General features: G+C 69.3%; 12 protein-coding genes. 7 read left to right on the top strand and 5 right to left on the bottom strand.

Translation table 11 applies throughout. From position 1 onward, the window contains the following. Nucleotides 1–154: 154 nt before the first annotated feature. The 4 genes from IE153_RS18520 to IE153_RS18505 all read left to right on the top strand — a co-directional run bounded on the left by IE153_RS18520 (nt 155) and on the right by IE153_RS18505 (nt 6,026). Nucleotides 155–946: an ATP-binding cassette domain-containing protein gene (locus IE153_RS18520; protein WP_031134513.1), complete on the top strand. Its 792-nt coding sequence runs from the start codon at nt 155–157 to the stop codon at nt 944–946. Continuing rightward, nucleotides 943–2,235, top strand: coding sequence for a sugar ABC transporter permease (locus tag IE153_RS18515; protein ID WP_189590788.1), 1,293 nt, complete (start codon nt 943–945; stop codon nt 2,233–2,235). Before IE153_RS18520 ends, IE153_RS18515 begins: the two co-directional genes overlap by 4 nt. 181 nt (nt 2,236–2,416) lie before the next feature. Then, a complete protein-coding gene (gene dxs / locus IE153_RS18510; protein WP_189590787.1) occupies nt 2,417–4,348 on the top strand; it encodes a 1-deoxy-D-xylulose-5-phosphate synthase in 1,932 nt (643 codons plus the stop codon). A 163-nt stretch (nt 4,349–4,511) separates the two neighbouring features. Further along, nucleotides 4,512–6,026: an amino acid permease gene (locus IE153_RS18505; protein ID WP_189590786.1), complete on the top strand. Its 1,515-nt coding sequence runs from the start codon at nt 4,512–4,514 to the stop codon at nt 6,024–6,026. 362 nt (nt 6,027–6,388) lie between these two features. Here IE153_RS18505 and IE153_RS18500 read toward each other — a convergent pair whose 3' ends face one another. After that, nucleotides 6,389–6,760, bottom strand: coding sequence for a PIN domain-containing protein (locus IE153_RS18500; RefSeq protein WP_189590785.1), 372 nt, complete (start codon nt 6,758–6,760; stop codon nt 6,389–6,391). Nucleotides 6,761–6,842: 82 nt separating this feature from the next. Between IE153_RS18500 and IE153_RS18495 the strand changes: the two genes are divergently transcribed. The 3 genes from IE153_RS18495 (at nt 6,843) to IE153_RS18485 (ending at nt 11,118) form a co-directional block, all read left to right on the top strand. Continuing rightward, nucleotides 6,843–7,862, top strand: coding sequence for a hypothetical protein (locus IE153_RS18495; protein ID WP_189590784.1), 1,020 nt, complete (start codon nt 6,843–6,845; stop codon nt 7,860–7,862). 230 nt (nt 7,863–8,092) lie between these two features. Next, complete coding sequence (locus IE153_RS18490; protein WP_189590783.1) at nt 8,093–9,364, top strand: nucleotide sugar dehydrogenase; 1,272 nt, start codon at nt 8,093–8,095, stop codon at nt 9,362–9,364. After that, nucleotides 9,361–11,118 (top strand): glycosyltransferase, encoded by a 1,758-nt coding sequence (locus IE153_RS18485; protein ID WP_189590782.1) that lies wholly within the window; start codon nt 9,361–9,363, stop codon nt 11,116–11,118. Before IE153_RS18490 ends, IE153_RS18485 begins: the two co-directional genes overlap by 4 nt. Nucleotides 11,119–11,193: 75 nt before the next feature. Here the strand turns inward: IE153_RS18485 and IE153_RS18480 are convergent, their stop codons facing one another. The 4 genes from IE153_RS18480 to IE153_RS18465 form a co-directional block, all read right to left on the bottom strand. Next, on the bottom strand, nt 11,194–12,618 hold the full coding sequence (locus IE153_RS18480; protein WP_229829042.1) for a polysaccharide deacetylase family protein: 1,425 nt from the start codon (nt 12,616–12,618) through the stop codon (nt 11,194–11,196). Nucleotides 12,619–12,677: 59 nt separating this feature from the next. After that, nucleotides 12,678–14,129, bottom strand: coding sequence for a cellulose binding domain-containing protein (locus IE153_RS18475; RefSeq protein ID WP_189590780.1), 1,452 nt, complete (start codon nt 14,127–14,129; stop codon nt 12,678–12,680). A gap of 162 nt (nt 14,130–14,291) precedes the next feature. Continuing rightward, nucleotides 14,292–16,421, bottom strand: coding sequence for a 3-hydroxyacyl-CoA dehydrogenase NAD-binding domain-containing protein (locus IE153_RS18470; protein ID WP_189590779.1), 2,130 nt, complete (start codon nt 16,419–16,421; stop codon nt 14,292–14,294). Continuing rightward, on the bottom strand, nt 16,418–17,635 hold the full coding sequence (locus IE153_RS18465) for a thiolase family protein (protein WP_189590778.1): 1,218 nt from the start codon (nt 17,633–17,635) through the stop codon (nt 16,418–16,420). Before IE153_RS18465 ends, IE153_RS18470 begins: the two co-directional genes overlap by 4 nt. Nucleotides 17,636–17,743: the final 108 nt, after the last annotated feature.

Below are 17,743 nucleotides of genomic sequence, written 5' to 3'. Positions count from 1 at the left end.
CGCACCGGGCTCCCGTGACTCCGTGCGGGGACCGGTTGCCCCCGAGTTCCTCCGGCGCCCCGCCACATCAGCCCCGCAAGCTCCGCGGGGCGCCGGACGGATCACCCCTTCCACACTTCTGCACAACCTCCCGCCGGGTCAGGCGGCGAAGGAGATGGTTCACGTGTCCGCTACGCCCGTGCTGGCGTTGCGCGGGGTCTCCAAGCGATTCGGTGCCGTTCAGGCGCTCACCGACGTAGAGCTTGAGGTCCACGCCGGTGAGGTGGTCGCCCTGGTCGGCGACAACGGAGCCGGAAAGTCCACGCTGGTCAAGACGATCGCCGGCGTGCACCCCATCGATGAGGGCGTCATCGAATGGGACGGCAGGTCCGTCCAGATCAACAAGCCGCACGACGCCCAGAACCTGGGCATCGCGACCGTCTACCAGGACCTCGCGCTCTGCGACAACATCGACGTCGTCGGCAACCTCTACCTGGGCCGGGAGATCCGCAAGCGCGGCATCCTGGACGAGGTGGAGATGGAGCGCCGCTCCCGCGAGCTGCTCGACACGCTGTCGATCCGCATCCCCAGCGTGCGCATCCCGATCGCCTCGCTCTCCGGCGGTCAGCGCCAGACCGTGGCCATCGCCCGTTCCATGCTCGGCGAGCCCAAGCTGGTCATCCTCGACGAGCCCACCGCCGCCCTCGGTGTCGAGCAGACCGCTCAGGTCCTCGACCTGGTCGAGCGGCTGCGCGAGCGCGGCCACGCCGTGATCCTCATCAGCCACAACATGGCCGATGTGAAGGCCGTCGCGGACAAGGTCGCCGTGCTGCGCCTCGGGCGCAACAACGGCGTCTTCGAGGTCAAGTCGACCTCGCAGGAAGAGATCATCTCCGCCATCACCGGCGCCACCGACAACGCCGTGACCCGCCGTGCGGCGCGCACGAACGGGGAGGTTTCCAAGTGAGCATCGACAAGACCTCCGCGGCTCCGGACGACCACGTCGTGGAGAACCCCGAGGCGGCCAAGGCGGCCGTCACGGTGGTCGACCCCCGGCTGCTGGTCCGCGAGCAGGGCCTCAAGGGCTACGTCACCGAGTTCAAGCGGAAGATGAAGTCCGGTGACCTGGGCTCCATCCCGGTCGTCATCGGCCTGGCGATCATCTGGCTCATCTTCACGAGCCTGAACTCCAACTTCCTCACCGCGGGCAACCTGTCCGACATGTCCGTCGCCATGGTCGGTACGGGCATGATCGCCGTCGGCATCGTGTTCGTGCTGCTGCTCGGCGAGATCGACCTGTCGGTCGGCTCGGTGTCCGGTGTGGCGGGTGCGTCGTTCGCGGTGCTGAACGTCACCAACGGCATGAACGAGTGGCTCGCCTTCGTGCTGGCCATCCTCACCGGCACGGTCGCCGGCGTGCTGCACGGCTTCTTCTTCGCGAAGATCGGTGTCCCCGCGTTCGCCGTCACCCTGGCCGGCCTGCTGTTCTGGAACGGCTTCATGCTCCAGATCCTGGGCGACAACGGCACCATCAACCTCGACCCGGACGGGGTCGTGGCCAAGCTGACCAGCTACTACTTCTCCGATGTGGCCGCCGCGTACGCGCTGGCCGCGGTGGTGACCGCCGGGTTCTTCCTCAGCTCCTTCTTCGGCAACCGGCGCCGCGAGGCCGCGGGTGTGCCGTCGAGGCCGCTGAGTGAGACCATCGTGCGGACGGTGCTGCTGGCGGTGCTCGCCTTCACCGTCGCCATCGTCTTCAACCAGTACAAGGGCCTGCCGCTCGCCGTGGTGATCTTCATCGCGGTGCTGCTGGTGACGGACTTCGTGCTGCGCCGCACGTCCTACGGCCGGAAGGTGTTCGCGCTCGGCGGCAGCGTCGAGGCGTCCCGCCGGGCCGGTATCAACGTGGAGATGGTCCGGATCTCGGTGTTCGCGATCTCCGGCACCTTCGCCGCGGTGGGCGGCCTGTTCATCGCCTCCAAGATCGCCGCGGCCAACCAGGGCGCCGGTGGCGGTGACCTGCTGATGAACGCGATCGCCGCGGCGGTGATCGGCGGCACGTCGCTGTTCGGCGGCCGTGGACGCACCTGGAACGCCCTGCTCGGTGTGCTGGTGATCGTGTCCATCCAGTACGGCCTCGCGCTCGAGGGCATCGCCTCCCCGGTGCAGTACATGATCACCGGTGGTGTGCTGTTGGCCACGGTCGTCATCGACGCCGTCACCCGCAAGACGCAGAAGACGGCCGGGCGCGCGTAACGCCCGAGAACCCGCCTGTGCCCGGTACCTCCCAGGTACCGGGCACAGCTGTGTCGTGGGTGTGGCACAAGATGGGTACAGCCGAACGCGTGACGTACGACGCAAGGCCACGGCGCCGCCCGCAAAGGCGGAACATTAGACTCGACAAGCCCGGCAACAGCTCTACTGCAAGGAGGCACGGGTGCCGCTGCTGACCCGTATCAGGGGACCGCGCGATCTGGACCGGCTCAACCTGGAGGAGCTGAACCAGCTGGCGGAGGAGATCCGGAGCTTCCTTGTCGAAGCGGTCTCCAAGACCGGCGGTCACCTCGGCCCCAACCTCGGCGTGGTGGAGCTCACCATCGCCCTGCACCGGGTCTTCGACTCGCCCCGGGACAAGGTGCTCTGGGACACCGGCCACCAGTCCTACGTCCACAAGCTGCTCACCGGCCGCCAGGACTTCTCGAAGCTGAAGATGAAGGGCGGCCTGTCCGGCTACCCCTCGCAAGGAGAGTCCGAGCACGACGTCATCGAGAACTCGCACGCCTCGACCGTCCTCGGCTGGGCCGACGGCATCGCCAAGGCCAACCAGATCCTCGAGCGCGACGACCATGTCGTGGCCGTGATCGGTGACGGCGCGCTGACCGGCGGCATGGCCTGGGAGGCCCTGAACAACATCGCCGACGCCAAGGACCGCCCGCTCGTCATCGTCGTCAACGACAACGAGCGCTCCTACGCGCCGACCATCGGCGGCCTCGCCAACCACCTCGCGACGCTGCGGACGACGGACGGCTACGAGCGCTTCCTCGCCCGCACCAAGGAGGTCCTGGAGCGCACCCCCGTGGTCGGCCAGGCGCTCTACGACACCCTGCACGGCGCCAAGAAGGGCCTGAAGGACTTCATCGCCCCGCAGGGCATGTTCGAGGACCTCGGCCTGAAGTACGTCGGCCCGATCGACGGGCACGACCTGGAGGCCCTGGAGTCCGCGCTCGCCAAGGCCAAGCGGTTCGGCGGGCCGGTCATCGTGCACTGCCTCACGGAGAAGGGCCGCGGCTACCAGCCCGCCCTCCAGGACGAGGCGGACCGCTTCCACGCCGTCGGCAAGATCCACCCCGACACGGGCCTGCCGATCGCCAGCTCCGGCGCCGACTGGACCTCCGTCTTCGGCGAGGAGATGGTCAAGCTCGGCGAGGAGCGCGAGGACATCGTGGCCATCACGGCCGCCATGCTCCAGCCCGTGGGCCTGGACAAGTTCGCCAAGCGCTTCCCCAAACGGGTCTACGACGTCGGCATCGCCGAGCAGCACGGCGCCGTCTCCGCGGCCGGCCTGGCCACGGGCGGCGTGCACCCGGTGTTCGCCGTCTACGCCACGTTCCTCAACCGCGCCTTCGACCAGGTGCTGATGGACGTGGCCCTGCACAAGTGCGGCGTCACCTTCGTGCTCGACCGGGCCGGGGTCACCGGCACCGACGGTGCCTCCCACAACGGCATGTGGGACATGTCGATCCTCCAGGTCGTACCCGGACTGCGGCTGGCCGCACCGCGTGACGCCGACCAGGTCCGTGCCCAGCTGCGGGAGGCCGTCGCCGTCGACGACGCGCCGACCGTGGTCCGCTTCTCCAAGGGCGCCGTCGGCCCCGCCGTGCCCGCCGTGCGGCGCGTCGGCGGCATGGACGTCCTGCGCGAGCCGGGTACCGACCGGCCGGACGTCCTGCTGGTCTCCGTCGGCGCCCTCGCGCCGATGTGCCTGGAGATCGCCGGCCTGCTCGACAAGCAGGGCATCTCCACGACCGTCGTCGACCCGCGCTGGGTCAAGCCCGTCGACGAGGCCATGGCCCCGCTCGCCGAGCAGCACCGCGTGGTCGTCACCGTGGAGGACAACAGCCGGGTCGGTGGTGTCGGCTCGGCGATCGCGCAGGCGCTGCGTGACGCGGGTGTGGACGTGCCGCTGCGCGACTTCGGCATCCCGCCGCGCTTCCTCGACCACGCCTCGCGTGCCGAGGTCCTGGCCGAGATCGGTCTCACCGCGCCGGACATCGCCCGGCAGGTGACCGGACTGGTCGCCAAGCTGGACGGACGCTTCGAACGCGGTGCCGCGGATGCCGTGGAGTCGGTGGAGAGCGCGCGCGACTGACACGGCCGATGCGGCCGCACGGCCGAACGGGTTCGAAATGGGCCGGTTTCCCCACCATGAGGGTGGTGTAACCGGCCCATTGGCGTGAATCCGTCCGTGCCGGGGCATACGGATGGTGCCACCTCTCGATCATGTCGAGGACGACAAGCGTGGGAGGTACCCCGTGAGCAGTACCCTCTTCCGGACGAAGAAGGTCGAGCAGTCCATCCTCGACACCGAGGAACCAGAGCACGCGCTCAAGAAGTCCTTGTCCGCGCTGGATCTGACCGTCTTCGGCGTCGGTGTGATCATCGGTACCGGCATCTTCGTACTCACCGGCACGGTCGCCAAGGACAACGCCGGGCCCGCGACGGCTCTGGCGTTCGTGGCGGCCGGCGTCGCCTGTGCGCTGGCCGCGCTCTGTTACGCCGAGTTCGCCTCCACGGTTCCGGTCGCCGGGTCCGCCTACACGTTCTCGTACGCCTCCCTCGGAGAACTGCCCGCCTGGATCATCGGCTGGGACCTGGTCCTGGAGTTCGCGCTGGGGACGGCGGTGGTGGCCGTCGGCTGGTCCGGCTACATCCAGTCGCTCCTGGAGAACGCGGGCTGGACGATGCCCGCGGCCCTGGGCAGCCGGGAGGGCGCCGACATCTTCGGCTTCGACATCCTCGCCGCCGCGCTCGTCCTCGTCCTCACCGCCATCCTCGTGATCGGCATGAAGCTGTCCGCCCGGATCACGTCGGTCGTCGTCGCCATCAAGGTGACGGTCGTCCTCGTGGTGATCGTCGCGGGTGCGTTCCTCATCGAGGGGAAGAACTACGACCCGTTCATCCCGAAGGAGAAGCCGGTGGAGGCGGGGGCGAGCCTCGACTCCCCACTGATCCAGTTGATGTTCGGCTGGGCGCCCTCCAACTTCGGCGTGATGGGCATCTTCACCGCCGCCTCGGTCGTGTTCTTCGCCTTCATCGGCTTCGACGTCGTGGCCACGGCCGCGGAGGAGACCAAGAACCCGCAGCGCGACATGCCGCGCGGCATCCTCGGCTCCCTCGTGATCTGCACGACGCTGTACGTCCTCGTGTCGATCGTCGTCACCGGCATGCAGCACTACAGCCAGCTGTCGGTCGACGCGCCGCTGGCCGACGCGTTCAAGGCGACGGGACATCCGTGGTTCGCGGGCTTCATCAGCTTCGGCGCCGCGGTCGGCCTGACGACGGTGTGCATGATTCTTCTGCTGGGGCAGACCCGGGTGTTCTTCGCGATGAGCCGGGACGGGCTGCTGCCGCGGTTCTTCTCGCACGTTCACCCGCGGTTCAAGACGCCGCACCGGCCGACGATCCTGCTCGGTGTGATCATCGCGGTCCTCGCCGGGTTCACGCCGCTGACGGAGCTGGCGGCGCTGGTGAACATCGGCACGCTGTTCGCGTTCGTGGTCGTCGCCATCGGTGTGATCATCCTGCGCAAGAGCCGCCCCGACCTGCCCCGGTCCTTCCGCACGCCGTGGGTGCCGGTCATCCCGATCCTGTCGGTGTGCGCTTCCCTGTGGCTGATGATCAACCTGCCCGCCGAGACGTGGGTCCGCTTCGCCATCTGGATGGCCGCCGGCTTCCTCGTCTACTTCCTGTACGGCCGTAATCACAGCCTTCTCGCACGCCGCGAAGCGGGCGAGGAGCAGCCGAGCGCGGGCGGCGGCACGGCTTAGGCTCCGCCTGACCGTTGGGTGTGGGTCGGGGCCGCGCCGGGGGGGGTGTCCGTCCTCGGAACGGCGCGATGGGGTCGGACGCCGACTGACTGTCCGTTGACGCGCCAACCGCTGCGGGCGGACACCCCCCGACACGACCCCTTACGTGGTCCGGCGGGTGCGGGAGCGTCGTGGCCCGCCCAGCTGCGGGCATGCGGGCCGCCCCCGCTGCGGGCATGCGTGCCGCTGGGGGCGATGGGGGAGGGTGGGCGCAGCGGCACCCCGCTACGCCGGGCTGCGGACCCACCCGGCCCCAGCACCGCCGCCGAGTACTCCACTACGCCCGCTGCGGACCCACCCGGCCCGAGCGGCAACAGGGCACCCTACGGACGAACAGATCGCGGTCCCGCCACGTCCGCCCCCAGCTCCGCGACCCGCCTCCGCAGCTCCCGGTCCGCCGTGATCACCAGGACGGGACGGTCACCGGCCGAGGCCACCACCTCGACGATGTGGTCGTCTCCGCTGCCCGCGGCGGACGACACCCGTACCCCGGGCACGGACTCCACGCCGCGCGCCGCCCCCTCCACGACCAGGACGATCTCCACCGGGCCGGAGACGGCCGGAACCCCCTCCGACGCCAACCGGTCACGCAACCGCTCCGCCGCGCCCCGACGGTCCCGCCACCACCCGTCCGGCACCGAACCGACGACGTTCGCCGCGTCGACGACGACCAGGACAGGCACGGTGGCGTTCATGTGGCCAGGGTCGCACGGGAGATGGGCGCGAGGCAGGGGTGGGCGGGCGCACCGGGCCCGGTCGGCCGCATAAAGTGAACACGTGAACGGCGACTGGCTCATCCGCGGCCGCGACGGCCGCCTCACTGTCTATCTGCCCTCCGGCGACGCCGTCCTGTGCCGTGCGGAACGCGGCCCGGCGGGCCCCTGGGAGGACGCTCCGCGCATCGTCGGCGGCAGCCAGAAGCTGCACCCGGGCGCGGCGGTCGGCCAGGGCCGCGACGGTTACGCGCACCTGGCCGCCTGGCGGCCCACCGTGTCGGGGGAGTCGGGGCTCGTGCACTCCACGCACTTCCGGCCCGGGCTCGCGGCCCTGGACTGGGTCCCGATCGGGCACCCGGACCAGAAGGGCGACCGGACGGGCGCGCCGGCCGTCGCCGTCGACGGCGTGGGGCGCGGCTACGTCTTCGTCCGGAACAAGGGCGGCGGGGTGAGCCTGCGCAACCAGAAGGTCAAGGGCGGCTGGGGTGGCTGGCTGGACCTGGGAGGGCATGACGTCGAGGGGGAGCCGACCGCCGTGGCGGCGGAGTCCGGGCTCGTGGAGGTGTACGCCTGCGTGCCCGGCGGGATCCTGCGCTGGCGACAGGAGGGGGACGGGAAGAAGCCGGTGCAAGCCGAAGGCGTCGATGTCCCCGTCCGTCCGGGGACCCTGCGCGCGCTCGCCACGTCCGCCGAGCACACCACCCTGTTCTTCACGAACCTGTCCGGAGACCTGTGCGCCTGGCGTCCCGGTGAGAAACCGGTGACCCTGCTGGCGTCGGCCGGGCCGGGGCCGGTCTCCGCGGTGCGGTGTGTCATCGAGGGGCACGACTGCACCGTGCTCGCGCAGCGGTCGGCGAGTGGCCGGGTCGCCTTCGCCGCGTATCCGACCGAGCGGGAGTCGGCCGGTGCCTGGTGGACCGAGTCCGGGCCCCAGCTGCCCGCCGACGCCATGGTGTCGGTGGCGCTCGACGAGCACGACGAGGTCGTCGCCGCCTCCCTCTCGCCGTCGACCGGGACCGTGCTGCTCACCCGCCGCAAGGACGAGCCGGGGCTCGCGCTGGAGGCCTGGCGGGAGATCTGACCGCCTTCAAGAAGCGGAACTGATCCCTTCATCTTGAGGCTCTTGACGCACCAGACACATGAGATGTGTCAAGGGTTGTACAGATGTGTGCGTGACAAGGCGCACCTAGGGTGAACATGGTCAAAAAGTGAAGGTCTTGTTAACCTCCTCGGACTTGTTCGATTTTGCTCGGGGGGCCGGTTGCTACTGCGTCTGGCCGACGCCGTGGCAACGGGGTTGGGGATGAATTCGTGAGCAGATCCTCCACGGTGGATCTTGTCGTTGTCGGACTCGGTTACGTGGGGCTGCCGTTGGCCAGGTCCGCAGCCGCCGCGGGCCTGAAGGTGGTCGGTCTCGACCGCAGCCGACGGGTGGTCGAGGGACTGAACGCCGGCCGTTCGCATGTCGACGACATCTCCGACGCCGACGTGCGCGCCATGCGCGAGCAGGGCTTCGAGGCCGTCGACCGGGCCGACGTGATCGCCGGCGCCGCCGCGGTCGTGGTGTGCGTTCCCACGCCGCTCACCGAGCACGGCGCCCCGGACCTCGGTGCGGTGCACGCCGCCGTGGACGACATCGCCGCCCACCTCAGCGCCGGCACGCTCGTGGTCCTGGAGTCGACGACGTACCCGGGCACGACCGACGAGGTCGTCCGGCCGCGTCTGGAGGCCGGGGGCCTGCGCGTCGGCATCGACTTCCACCTCGCCTTCTCGCCCGAGCGCATCGACCCGGGCAACCCCTCCTTCGGCCTGGAGAACACCCCCAAGGTCGTCGGCGGCATCACGGCCGACTGCACCAAGGCCGCCCGCGCCCTCTACGAGCGGTTCGTGAACCGGGTCGTCGAGGCCAAGGGCACCCGCGAGGCCGAGATGGCCAAGCTGCTGGAGAACACGTACCGGCACGTCAACATCGCGCTCGTCAACGAGATGTCGATGTTCTGCCGCGAGATCGGCGTCGATCTGTGGGACGCCATCCGGTGTGCTTCCACGAAGCCGTTCGGGTTCGCGCCGTTCTACCCGGGTCCCGGCGTCGGCGGGCACTGCATTCCGATCGACCCCAACTACCTGTCGTACAAGGTACGTTCGCTGGGCATCCCGTTCCGGTTCGTGGAGCTGGCGCAGGAGATCAACCAGCGCATGCCCGTGCACGTGGTGAACCGGGCCGCCGATCTGCTCAACGACCAGGGCAAGGCCGTGCGCGGCTCCCGGGTCCTGCTGCTCGGCGTGACCTACAAGCCGGACATCTCCGACCAGCGCGAGAGCCCGGCCCTGGCCGTCGCGGAGAACCTCCTCGCACGCGGTGCCGAGCTCGTCTACTTCGACCCGCGGGTCGAGGACTGGCGCGTCGCCGGTGCGCCCGTCGAGCGGGCCGAGGACTACCTCGCCGCCGCCGAGGCCGCCGACCTGACGATCCTGCTCCAGCCGCACCGCGAGATAGACCTCGACGAGCTGGCCGACCGCGCCCGGGCGCTCTTCGACACCCGGGGCAAATCCGCCGACCACCCGCGGGTGGTCAAGCTGTGACTGCCGACGATACGTACATACCGGGAGCCGTCGACTCCGGTGGCCGTCGGGCCCACCGCAAGCGACGGCACCTGAAGGTCTCGTACTTCGTCTTCCTGGGCCTCGCCGCACTGATCGCCACCCGGCTCGACGCCGGTTCCCTGCACCTGTACTCCATGGGTGCCATGGGCCTGCTGGCCCTGAAGATGTTCGGCGCCCTCTTCTACCGTCCGGCCAAGGCCGGGCGGGAGGAGCTGGAGTACCTGGAGAACGCCTGGGTCACCGCGGTCATCCCGATCTACAACGAGGACCCGGTGATGTTCGAGCAGGGCATGCGCAGCCTCCTCGCGCAGAGCCGCCTGCCGAACGAGATCCACATCATCGACGACGCCAGCGCCAACGACTCCGGCATCCGGGCCGCGAAGAAGATGCGCCGGGAGTTCGAGGCCAAGGGCGTCAAGTACACCGTCAGCGTCCAGCCCGAGAACAAGGGCAAGCGCGAGGCGCTGGCGCTGGGCTTCGAGGCGGCGCCCTACTCCGACATCTTCCTGTGCGTCGACTCGGACACCGTGCTGTCCCGGGACACCGTGCGCGAGCTGCTGCTGCCGCTGGCCGACGAGAAGATCATGGCCTCCACCGGCATGGTGCTGGCGCTCAACCACGACAGCAACATCTTCACCCGCCTCCAGGACCTGCGCTACGGCAACTCGTTCCTGTTCGAGCGGGCCGCCTACTCGCGGCTGAAGTCGGTGCTGTGCTGCTGCGGCGCGCTCTCCGCGTACCGCGGCACGCTGGTGCGCAAATACCTGCCGGACTTCCTCAACCAGCAGTTCCTGGGCAAGCCGGCCGTCTTCGGTGACGACCGCCGCATGACCAACTACTGCCTGATGGAGGGCCAGGTCGTCTTCCAGGAGACCGCCGTCGGCTACACGGCGGTCCCCGAGAAGCTGCCGCACTTCCTGCGCCAGCAGGTGCGCTGGAACAAGTCCTTCTTCCGCGAGTCGCTCTGGGCGTTCCGGCACCAGAAGAAGTACCGGCCGGCCTTCTGGCTGACCTGCATGGAACTCGCCCTGTGGCTGGTCTTCGGCTCGGCGATGTTCTACTCGATGGTCATCCTGCCCATCATGAAGCCCCAGCAGTTCGTCAACCACATCGGCGACTACCTGGTCTTCATGGTGCTGATGGGCTATCTGCGCAATGTGCGCTACCTCGACTTCCCGCGGCGCGGGATGGGCTTCATCAAGCGTTTCGGCATGTTCCTGCTCGCGCCGATCTACGGCGTGATCCAGCTGACGCTGCTGACCCCGCTGCGGTTCTACGCCCTGTTCACCCTCCACAAGGGCAGTTGGGGCACCCGCCAGGGCGGCGTCGAGGTGTCCGTGGCCGGAGATCACGAGAGCGATGTGACGGAGATCTTCGAGGAAGAGGACCCGTACTCCGACAAGAAGGTCACCGAGACGCTCCAGTTGATGCGTCTGGAGGGCGTGGCGCTGCGCACCAGGCCCCGCCCGACGGGCGGCATCCCCTCCCAGCCGCAGCCGATCCCCGGCTATGACGAGGAGCACCACGCGGGCGTCCCGCAGCAGCGCGTGAGCTGGGGGTCGCCGGCCCCGGCCGGTCAGCAGCAGTGGCAGGGCGGGCACCCCGGTCACCAGGACCCGTACCAGCAGCAGTACCCGGGGCAGGGCTACGGGCAGGGCGGATATCCGCCCCAGGACCCGTCGTGGCAGCAGGGCCAGGGACAGGGCCAGGGGTACGGGCAGGGCGGCTGGTAGAGCCGCGGGAGAACGAAGAGAGGGGCGGCCGGGGGGCCGCCCCTCTCTTGTGTGTCCGGGCCGGACGTCCGGGCCTCAGGTGTAGGAGGCCATGGCCTCCTCGACCGTCAGCACCGGGATGTCCCGGTCGTCGATCGCCTTCATCAGCGTCTCCAGACCCGCCTTGCCGATCTCGGTGCTCGTCGCGGGGGCGCCGTCGACGACCTTGTGCAGGCAGAGGATCAGCCAGTCGCCGCTGTTGACGCACCGGTCGAGCCGGCCGCCCGCGCCCGTCAGCTTCGACAGAGCCGTACCGCCGATCCCCGTACCGTCGTTGATGCCCGTCAGCGCCTTGAGGCGGTACGGCATCGCCGGCGCGAACGACTCGATCGTCTCGGAGATGATCGACCGGGCCGTGGTGAAGTGCCGGCTCGCGATCTGGTCGACCGGGACCCCGTCGGAGGTCTTCTGGAACGCGCCGTGCGGATAGGCGAAGTGCTCGCTGGTGAAGCCGTTGGACACCAGCCACTCGCGCAGCTTGCGGAAGTCGTCGTCGGCCTGCTCGGCGGTCAGCTTGGGGTAGCTGGCCGTGTGGACGGCGTTCGCGTACGAGTGGCCCCCCATCTCCCAGCCGGAGAAGTCCTGCATCGAGCGCATCTGGTCGAGCGTCAGGAAGCTGCCCGTACCGATGGCGTCGGCGATGTTGTAGACCGTGCCGGGGAAGCCGAAGCGGTCCATGACCGGCCGGGCCAGGTCGTGGATCGACTTGTGGGAGTCGTCGAAGGTGATGGAGACGACGCCCTTGGGGAAGACCGAGACGGTGTCCGGTATCAGCTCGACGGCCTGCAGCCGGTAGGTCACCGGACCGCCCGCGTCGTCGTACACGGCGAACGACATGTCGGTGAAGCCGGTCTTCGTGGACGGCTTGCCGTCGGCGCCGATGGAGTACGTGCCCGCCGCCGCGGCCACATCCGCCCACTGGAGGTGGACGGTCACCCACTCCCCGGACTGGACGTAGTTCGCGGACGTCTTGGAGTGGACGTGGTGCGTCCAGGCGAAGTGGTTCGCGAGGGAACCGCTGCCCAGGTAGAAGACGAGCTTGGCCAGGTTCGTCACGTCGTCGACGCGGAAGACCAGCCGGATCATCTTGCCCGTCAGGCTCATCGCCGGCAGGCCCGTCTTGCGGACGTAACTCTGCTTGCCGGTGCCGCCCGTGGTCACCCGGACCGACTGGGTGCCGCGCACGAAGACGGACTTGTCGTTCGCCTCGGCCGACGCGGTGCCCGCGCCCCCGGGCGTCCAGCCGTGGCCGGACTGGAACTGCTGGGACCACGTCGCCCGGCGGTACTTGGGGCGGCGGCCGGAGGGGGCGTAGAGGGGAGGCGTGGTGAGGCCCCCGATGCCTCCCGCGGCGACCGGGGCCGCGGCGGGCTGCGCCACCACCTTGCCCAGCCACGCGCCGCCGCCGGCCATGGCGACGCCTCCCGTACCGCCCATCAGCAGCGCGGAGCGCCTGCTCACCACCGGTTTGTCCTCCGTTGCCTCGGCAGCGTGCCTGTGGGCGCCGGACCGCCTTTTCCTCACCGGGACTCCCGAACCGTGTCGAAGTAGTTCATGCCCTCATCGGTGAAGCCGTCGACAGCGGACTGCACCTGCTTCGCCGAGAGGGTGTCGTTCGCGTTGTAGTAGAGCCAGTCCACCTTCATGTCCCAGGCGCGGTCGCCCTTGAACGGCAGATCGATGAACCAGTGGTTGAAGTTCACGGACATGTCCGCGCGAGGGGCGTACTTTCCGCTGCTGAGAAAGACCTTCTTGCCGTCGAGCCAGTAGGCGACGACGCCGTCCTTCACCCGGATCAGCACGGTGTGCCAGGTGTCGAGGCTCTTGTTCGTGGTCTTGTAGACCCGGTCGTTCGTCTTGTGGTCGAACCAGGTCACGGTGTCGAGCTTGGGACCGGGCCTGCCCCAGCCGCCGTTCGGCAGGTACTCGTTGTCCAGCTCGCTGTACTTCGAGCCCGTGCCGCCGATGGTGTAGAAGGTCTGGTTGACGTGGTCGCCGGAGTCCCCGGTGGCCGGCTCGTCGCTGAAGTGGATCCGGGCCGCGTAGGTGCCGTCGCGGAACTTGCTCGCGGCCGTGCCGAGGCTCGCCTGCTTCGTCCCGGCCTTGGTGCCGTCCGTGCTCGCCCGCAGGTTGAGCACCTGGCCGTCGGCGTGGGAGCCCTCGGCGGTGGGGAAGCTGACGCCGCTCGCGGACCAGGTGTTCTCGACGCCCGGGCCGCCCTTGCTGGTGCGGACCAGCCAGCCGTGCTTGAACAGGGCCGGGTCTTTGGGGCCCTGGTAGGTGAAGTCGTCGAACAGCACCCCGGCCGGAGGGGCCGGGACGGGGGCGGGTGCCGAAGCCTTCGCCGCCGCCTTCTTGTCGTCGCTCGCCTTGGTGCCGTCCGGCTCCTCGCCCCAGGCGAGGACGCCCCGCTTGTAGGCGGTGACCTTCTCCGCCTCCTTGTAGCTGGTCATCTCCGCGTCGAAGGAGCGGTCGTCGGACTGCTTCAGCTTCTTGTGGTCGGTGCGGAACAGCTGGAGGTCGATGCCCTTGCTGTTGGCGCCGGGCTTCAGGCTGCCCGCGGCGGCCGTGAACCGGACCTCCAGATAGTGGTCGGCGGTGTCGGTGGCCTTGTCCATCGCGACGACCCGCCCGGCCACGTTCGAGCAGCCGAAGACGACGTTGACACAGTTGAATGCGTACGAGGAGGCGCCCGCCGCGCCGTCGGCCGTGAACCAGTACCGGAGCGTCACATCGCTCAACGGCACTGACTTGTCCGTGTCGTTGAAGACCTCGAACGACGGCTTGGCCGCCGTGGCCGTCGCCGGGGTGTCGGTCCGGTAGCGGATCTTCAGCTCGGGCGGATCCGGGTTCGCCGCCTTCCACACGGGATACAGCGCCGTGCCGCCTGCGGCGACCACCGCCACGAGGAGCAGGAGCCTGATCTTGGGCCAGACCCGGCGTCGGGGTGTTCGGCGACGAGGGGACGCCACGCAGGACTCCTTCGAGGACACCCGGCGGTCTGGGGTGGAGACCGTCAGAGTCAGGTAAACAATGGTCGGATTGTGTGAGGATCCTATCTGTGGCGGCATGCAGAAAGGGGGGCGGGTGCACGGATTGTTACCGTACGCCCCACCCCCCTCAGGGGTAACGCGTTACGCCGGGACGCTCGCGACGCCCTGCGCCAGGAACCTCTTGCCGTTCACGCGCTCGGAGACACCCTCGCGGTCCAGGTACGGCGTGATGCCGCCCAGGTGGAAGGGCCAGCCGGCGCCCGTGATGAGGCACAGGTCGATGTCCTGCGCCTCGGCGACGACGCCCTCGTCGAGCATGATGCCGATCTCCTGCGCCACCGCGTCGAGCACGCGGTCGCGGACCTGCTCCTCCGTCAGGACGGTGTCGCCCTGCTTCAGCAGCGCGGCGACCTCGGGGTCCAGCTCCGGCTTGCCGGAGTCGTAGACGTAGAAGCCGCGCTTGCCCGCCTTGACGACGGCCGCGAGGTTCGGGGAGACGGTGAAGCGGTCCGGGAAGGCCCGGTTGAGGGTCTCCGAGACGTGCAGACCGATCGCGGGGCCGACCAGCTCCAGCAGGACCAGCGGCGACATCGGCAGACCGAGCGGCTCGACGCCCTTCTCGGCGACCTCGACGGGGGTGCCCTCGTCGATGATGTTCTGGATCTCGCCCATGAAGCGGGTCAGGATGCGGTTCACGACGAACGCCGGGGCGTCCTTGGTGAGGACCGCGGTCTTCTTCAGCTTCTTGGCGACGGCGAAGGCCGTGGCCAGGGAGGCGTCGTCGGTCTTCTCGCCGCGCACGATCTCCAGGAGCGGGAGGACCGCGACCGGGTTGAAGAAGTGGAAGCCCACGACCCGCTCGGGGTTCTTGAGCTTCGACGCCATCTCGGAGACCGACAGCGAGGAGGTGTTCGTCGCGAAGATGGCGTGCGCCGGGGCGACCGCCTCCACCTCCGCGAACACCTGCTGCTTGACGCCGATCTCCTCGAAGACCGCCTCGATGACGAAGTCGGCGTCCGAGAAGCCCTCGGCCTTGTCCAGCACACCGGACACCAGCGCCTTGAGGCGGTTGGCCTTGTCCTGGTTGATGCGGCCCTTGCCGAGCAGCTTGTCGATCTCGGCGTGGACGTAGCCCACACCCTTGTCGACGCGCTCCTGGTCGATGTCGGTCAGCACGACCGGCACCTCCAGGCGGCGCAGGAAGAGCAGCGCGAGCTGGCTGGCCATCAGACCGGCGCCGACGACACCGACCTTGGTGACCGGGCGGGCCAGGTTCTTGTCCGGGGCGCCGGCCGGGCGCTTGCCACGCTTCTGCACCAGGTTGAAGGCGTAGATGCCGGAGCGCAGTTCGCCGCCCATGATGAGGTCGGCGAGGGCCTTGTCCTCGGCGTCGAAGCCCTGCTGGAGGTCGCCGTTCTTGGCGGCGGCGATGATGTCCAGGGCGCGGTAGGCGGCCGGGGCGGCGCCGTGCACCTTGGAGTCCGCGATGAAGCGGCCCTTGGCGACGGCCTGGTCCCAGGCCTCGCCGCGGTCGATGACCGGGCGCTCGATCTCCAGCTCGCCCTTGAGGACGGCCGCGGTCCAGATCAGCGACTGCTCCAGGAAGTCCGCGCCCTCGAAGATCGCGTCGGCGATGCCGAGCTCGAAGACCTGCTTGCCCTTGAGCTGCTTGTTCTGGTTGAGGCTGTTCTCGATGATCACCGAGACGGCCTTCTCGGGGCCGATCAGGTTCGGCAGCAGGGCGCAGCCGCCCCAGCCCGGGACCAGACCGAGGAAGACCTCGGGCAGCGAGAACGCCGGGAGGGCCGCGGAGACGGTCCGGTAGGTGCAGTGCAGACCGACCTCGACACCGCCGCCCATCGCGGCGCCGTTGTAGTACGCGAAGGTCGGCACGGCCAGCTCGGACAGCCGCTTGAAGACCTCGTGGCCGCCCTTGCCGATGGCGAGGGCGTGCTCGTACTCCTTGAGGATCTCCACGCCCTTGAGGTCGGCACCGACCGCGAAGATGAACGGCTTGCCGGTGAGGCCGACGCCGACGATCTCGCCGTCCGCCGCCTCCTTCTCGACCTGGTCGATGGCGGCGTTCAGGTTCGCCAGCGAGGCCGGGCCGAAGGTGGTCGGCTTGGTGTGGTCGTGGCCGTTGTCCAGGGTGATCAGGGCGAAGCGCCCGGCACCGAGGGGGAGGTCGAAGTGGCGTACGTGCGCACTCGTGACGACCTCGTCCGGGAACAGCTCGGAAGCCTGCTTGAGAAGCTCGGCGGTGGTGCTCACTTGTCCCCCTCGAAGTGCGGGTTCTCCCAGATGACCGTCGCGCCCATGCCGAAGCCGACGCACATGGTGGTCAGGCCGTAGCGGACGTGCGGCTGCTCCTCGAACTGGCGGGCCAGCTGCGTCATCAGGCGGACGCCGGAGGAGGCCAGCGGGTGGCCGAACGCGATGGCGCCGCCGTACTGGTTGACGCGCTCGTCGTCGTCGGCGATGCCGTAGTGGTCCAGGAAGGCGAGGACCTGGACGGCGAACGCCTCGTTGATCTCGAACAGTCCGATGTCGGAGATCGACAGACCTGCCTGGGCCAGCGCCTTCTCCGTCGCCGGGATCGGGCCGTAGCCCATGACCTCCGGCTCCACGCCCGCGAAGGAGTAGGAGACCAGGCGCATCTTCACGGGGAGGTCGTGCTCCCGCGCGAAGTCCTCGGAGGCGATGAGCGAGGCGGTGGCGCCGTCGTTCAGGCCGGCCGCGTTACCGGCGGTGACCCGGCCGTGCACACGGAACGGGGTCTTCAGGCCGGAGAGGTTCTCCAGGGTCGTGCCCGGGCGCATCGGCTCGTCGGCGGTGACCAGGCCCCAGCCCGTCTCACCGGCCTCGGGGGAGGTGCGGCGTACCGAGACCGGCACCAGGTCGGCCTGGATCTTGCCGTTGGCGTACGCCTTGGCGGCCTTCTCCTGGGAGCGCACGGCGTACTCGTCGGCGCGCTGCTTGGTGATCTGCGGGTAGCGGTCGTGCAGGTTCTCCGCGGTCATGCCCATGAACAGGGCCGACTCGTCGACCAGCTTCTCCGAGACGAACCGCGGGTTCGGGTCGACGCCCTCGCCCATGGGGTGGCGGCCCATGTGCTCGACACCGCCGGCGATGGCGATGTCGTAGGCGCCGAAGGCGACGGAACCGGCGACCGCGGTGACGGCGGTCAGGGCGCCGGCGCACATGCGGTCGATGGAGTAGCCCGGCACGGACTGCGGGAGACCCGCGAGGATCCCGGCGGTGCGGCCGATGGTCAGGCCCTGGTCACCGATCTGCGTGGTCGCGGCGATGGCGACCTCGTCGATCTTCTTCGGGTCGAGTCCGGGGTTGCGGCGCAGCAGCTCCCGGATCGCCTTCACGACGAGGTCGTCGGCACGGGTCTCGTGGTAGATGCCCTTCGGGCCCGCCTTGCCGAACGGGGTGCGGACGCCGTCGACGAAGACGACGTCCCTGACGGTACGAGGCACGATGGCTCTCCTCCAGGGTCAGGATCTGCATTGCTGCTGCGATGCGCTGAGCGCGCGCTCAGGCCCATGCTACTTATGAGTAACGTAGCTGCACAGTCCTGACAGGGG

This window comes from Streptomyces massasporeus (assembly GCF_014648995.1).
Taxonomy (GTDB): domain Bacteria; phylum Actinomycetota; class Actinomycetes; order Streptomycetales; family Streptomycetaceae; genus Streptomyces; species Streptomyces massasporeus.
The sequence above is the reverse complement of the archived record's forward strand: the minus strand, read 5'-3'. Positions and strand labels throughout refer to the sequence as shown.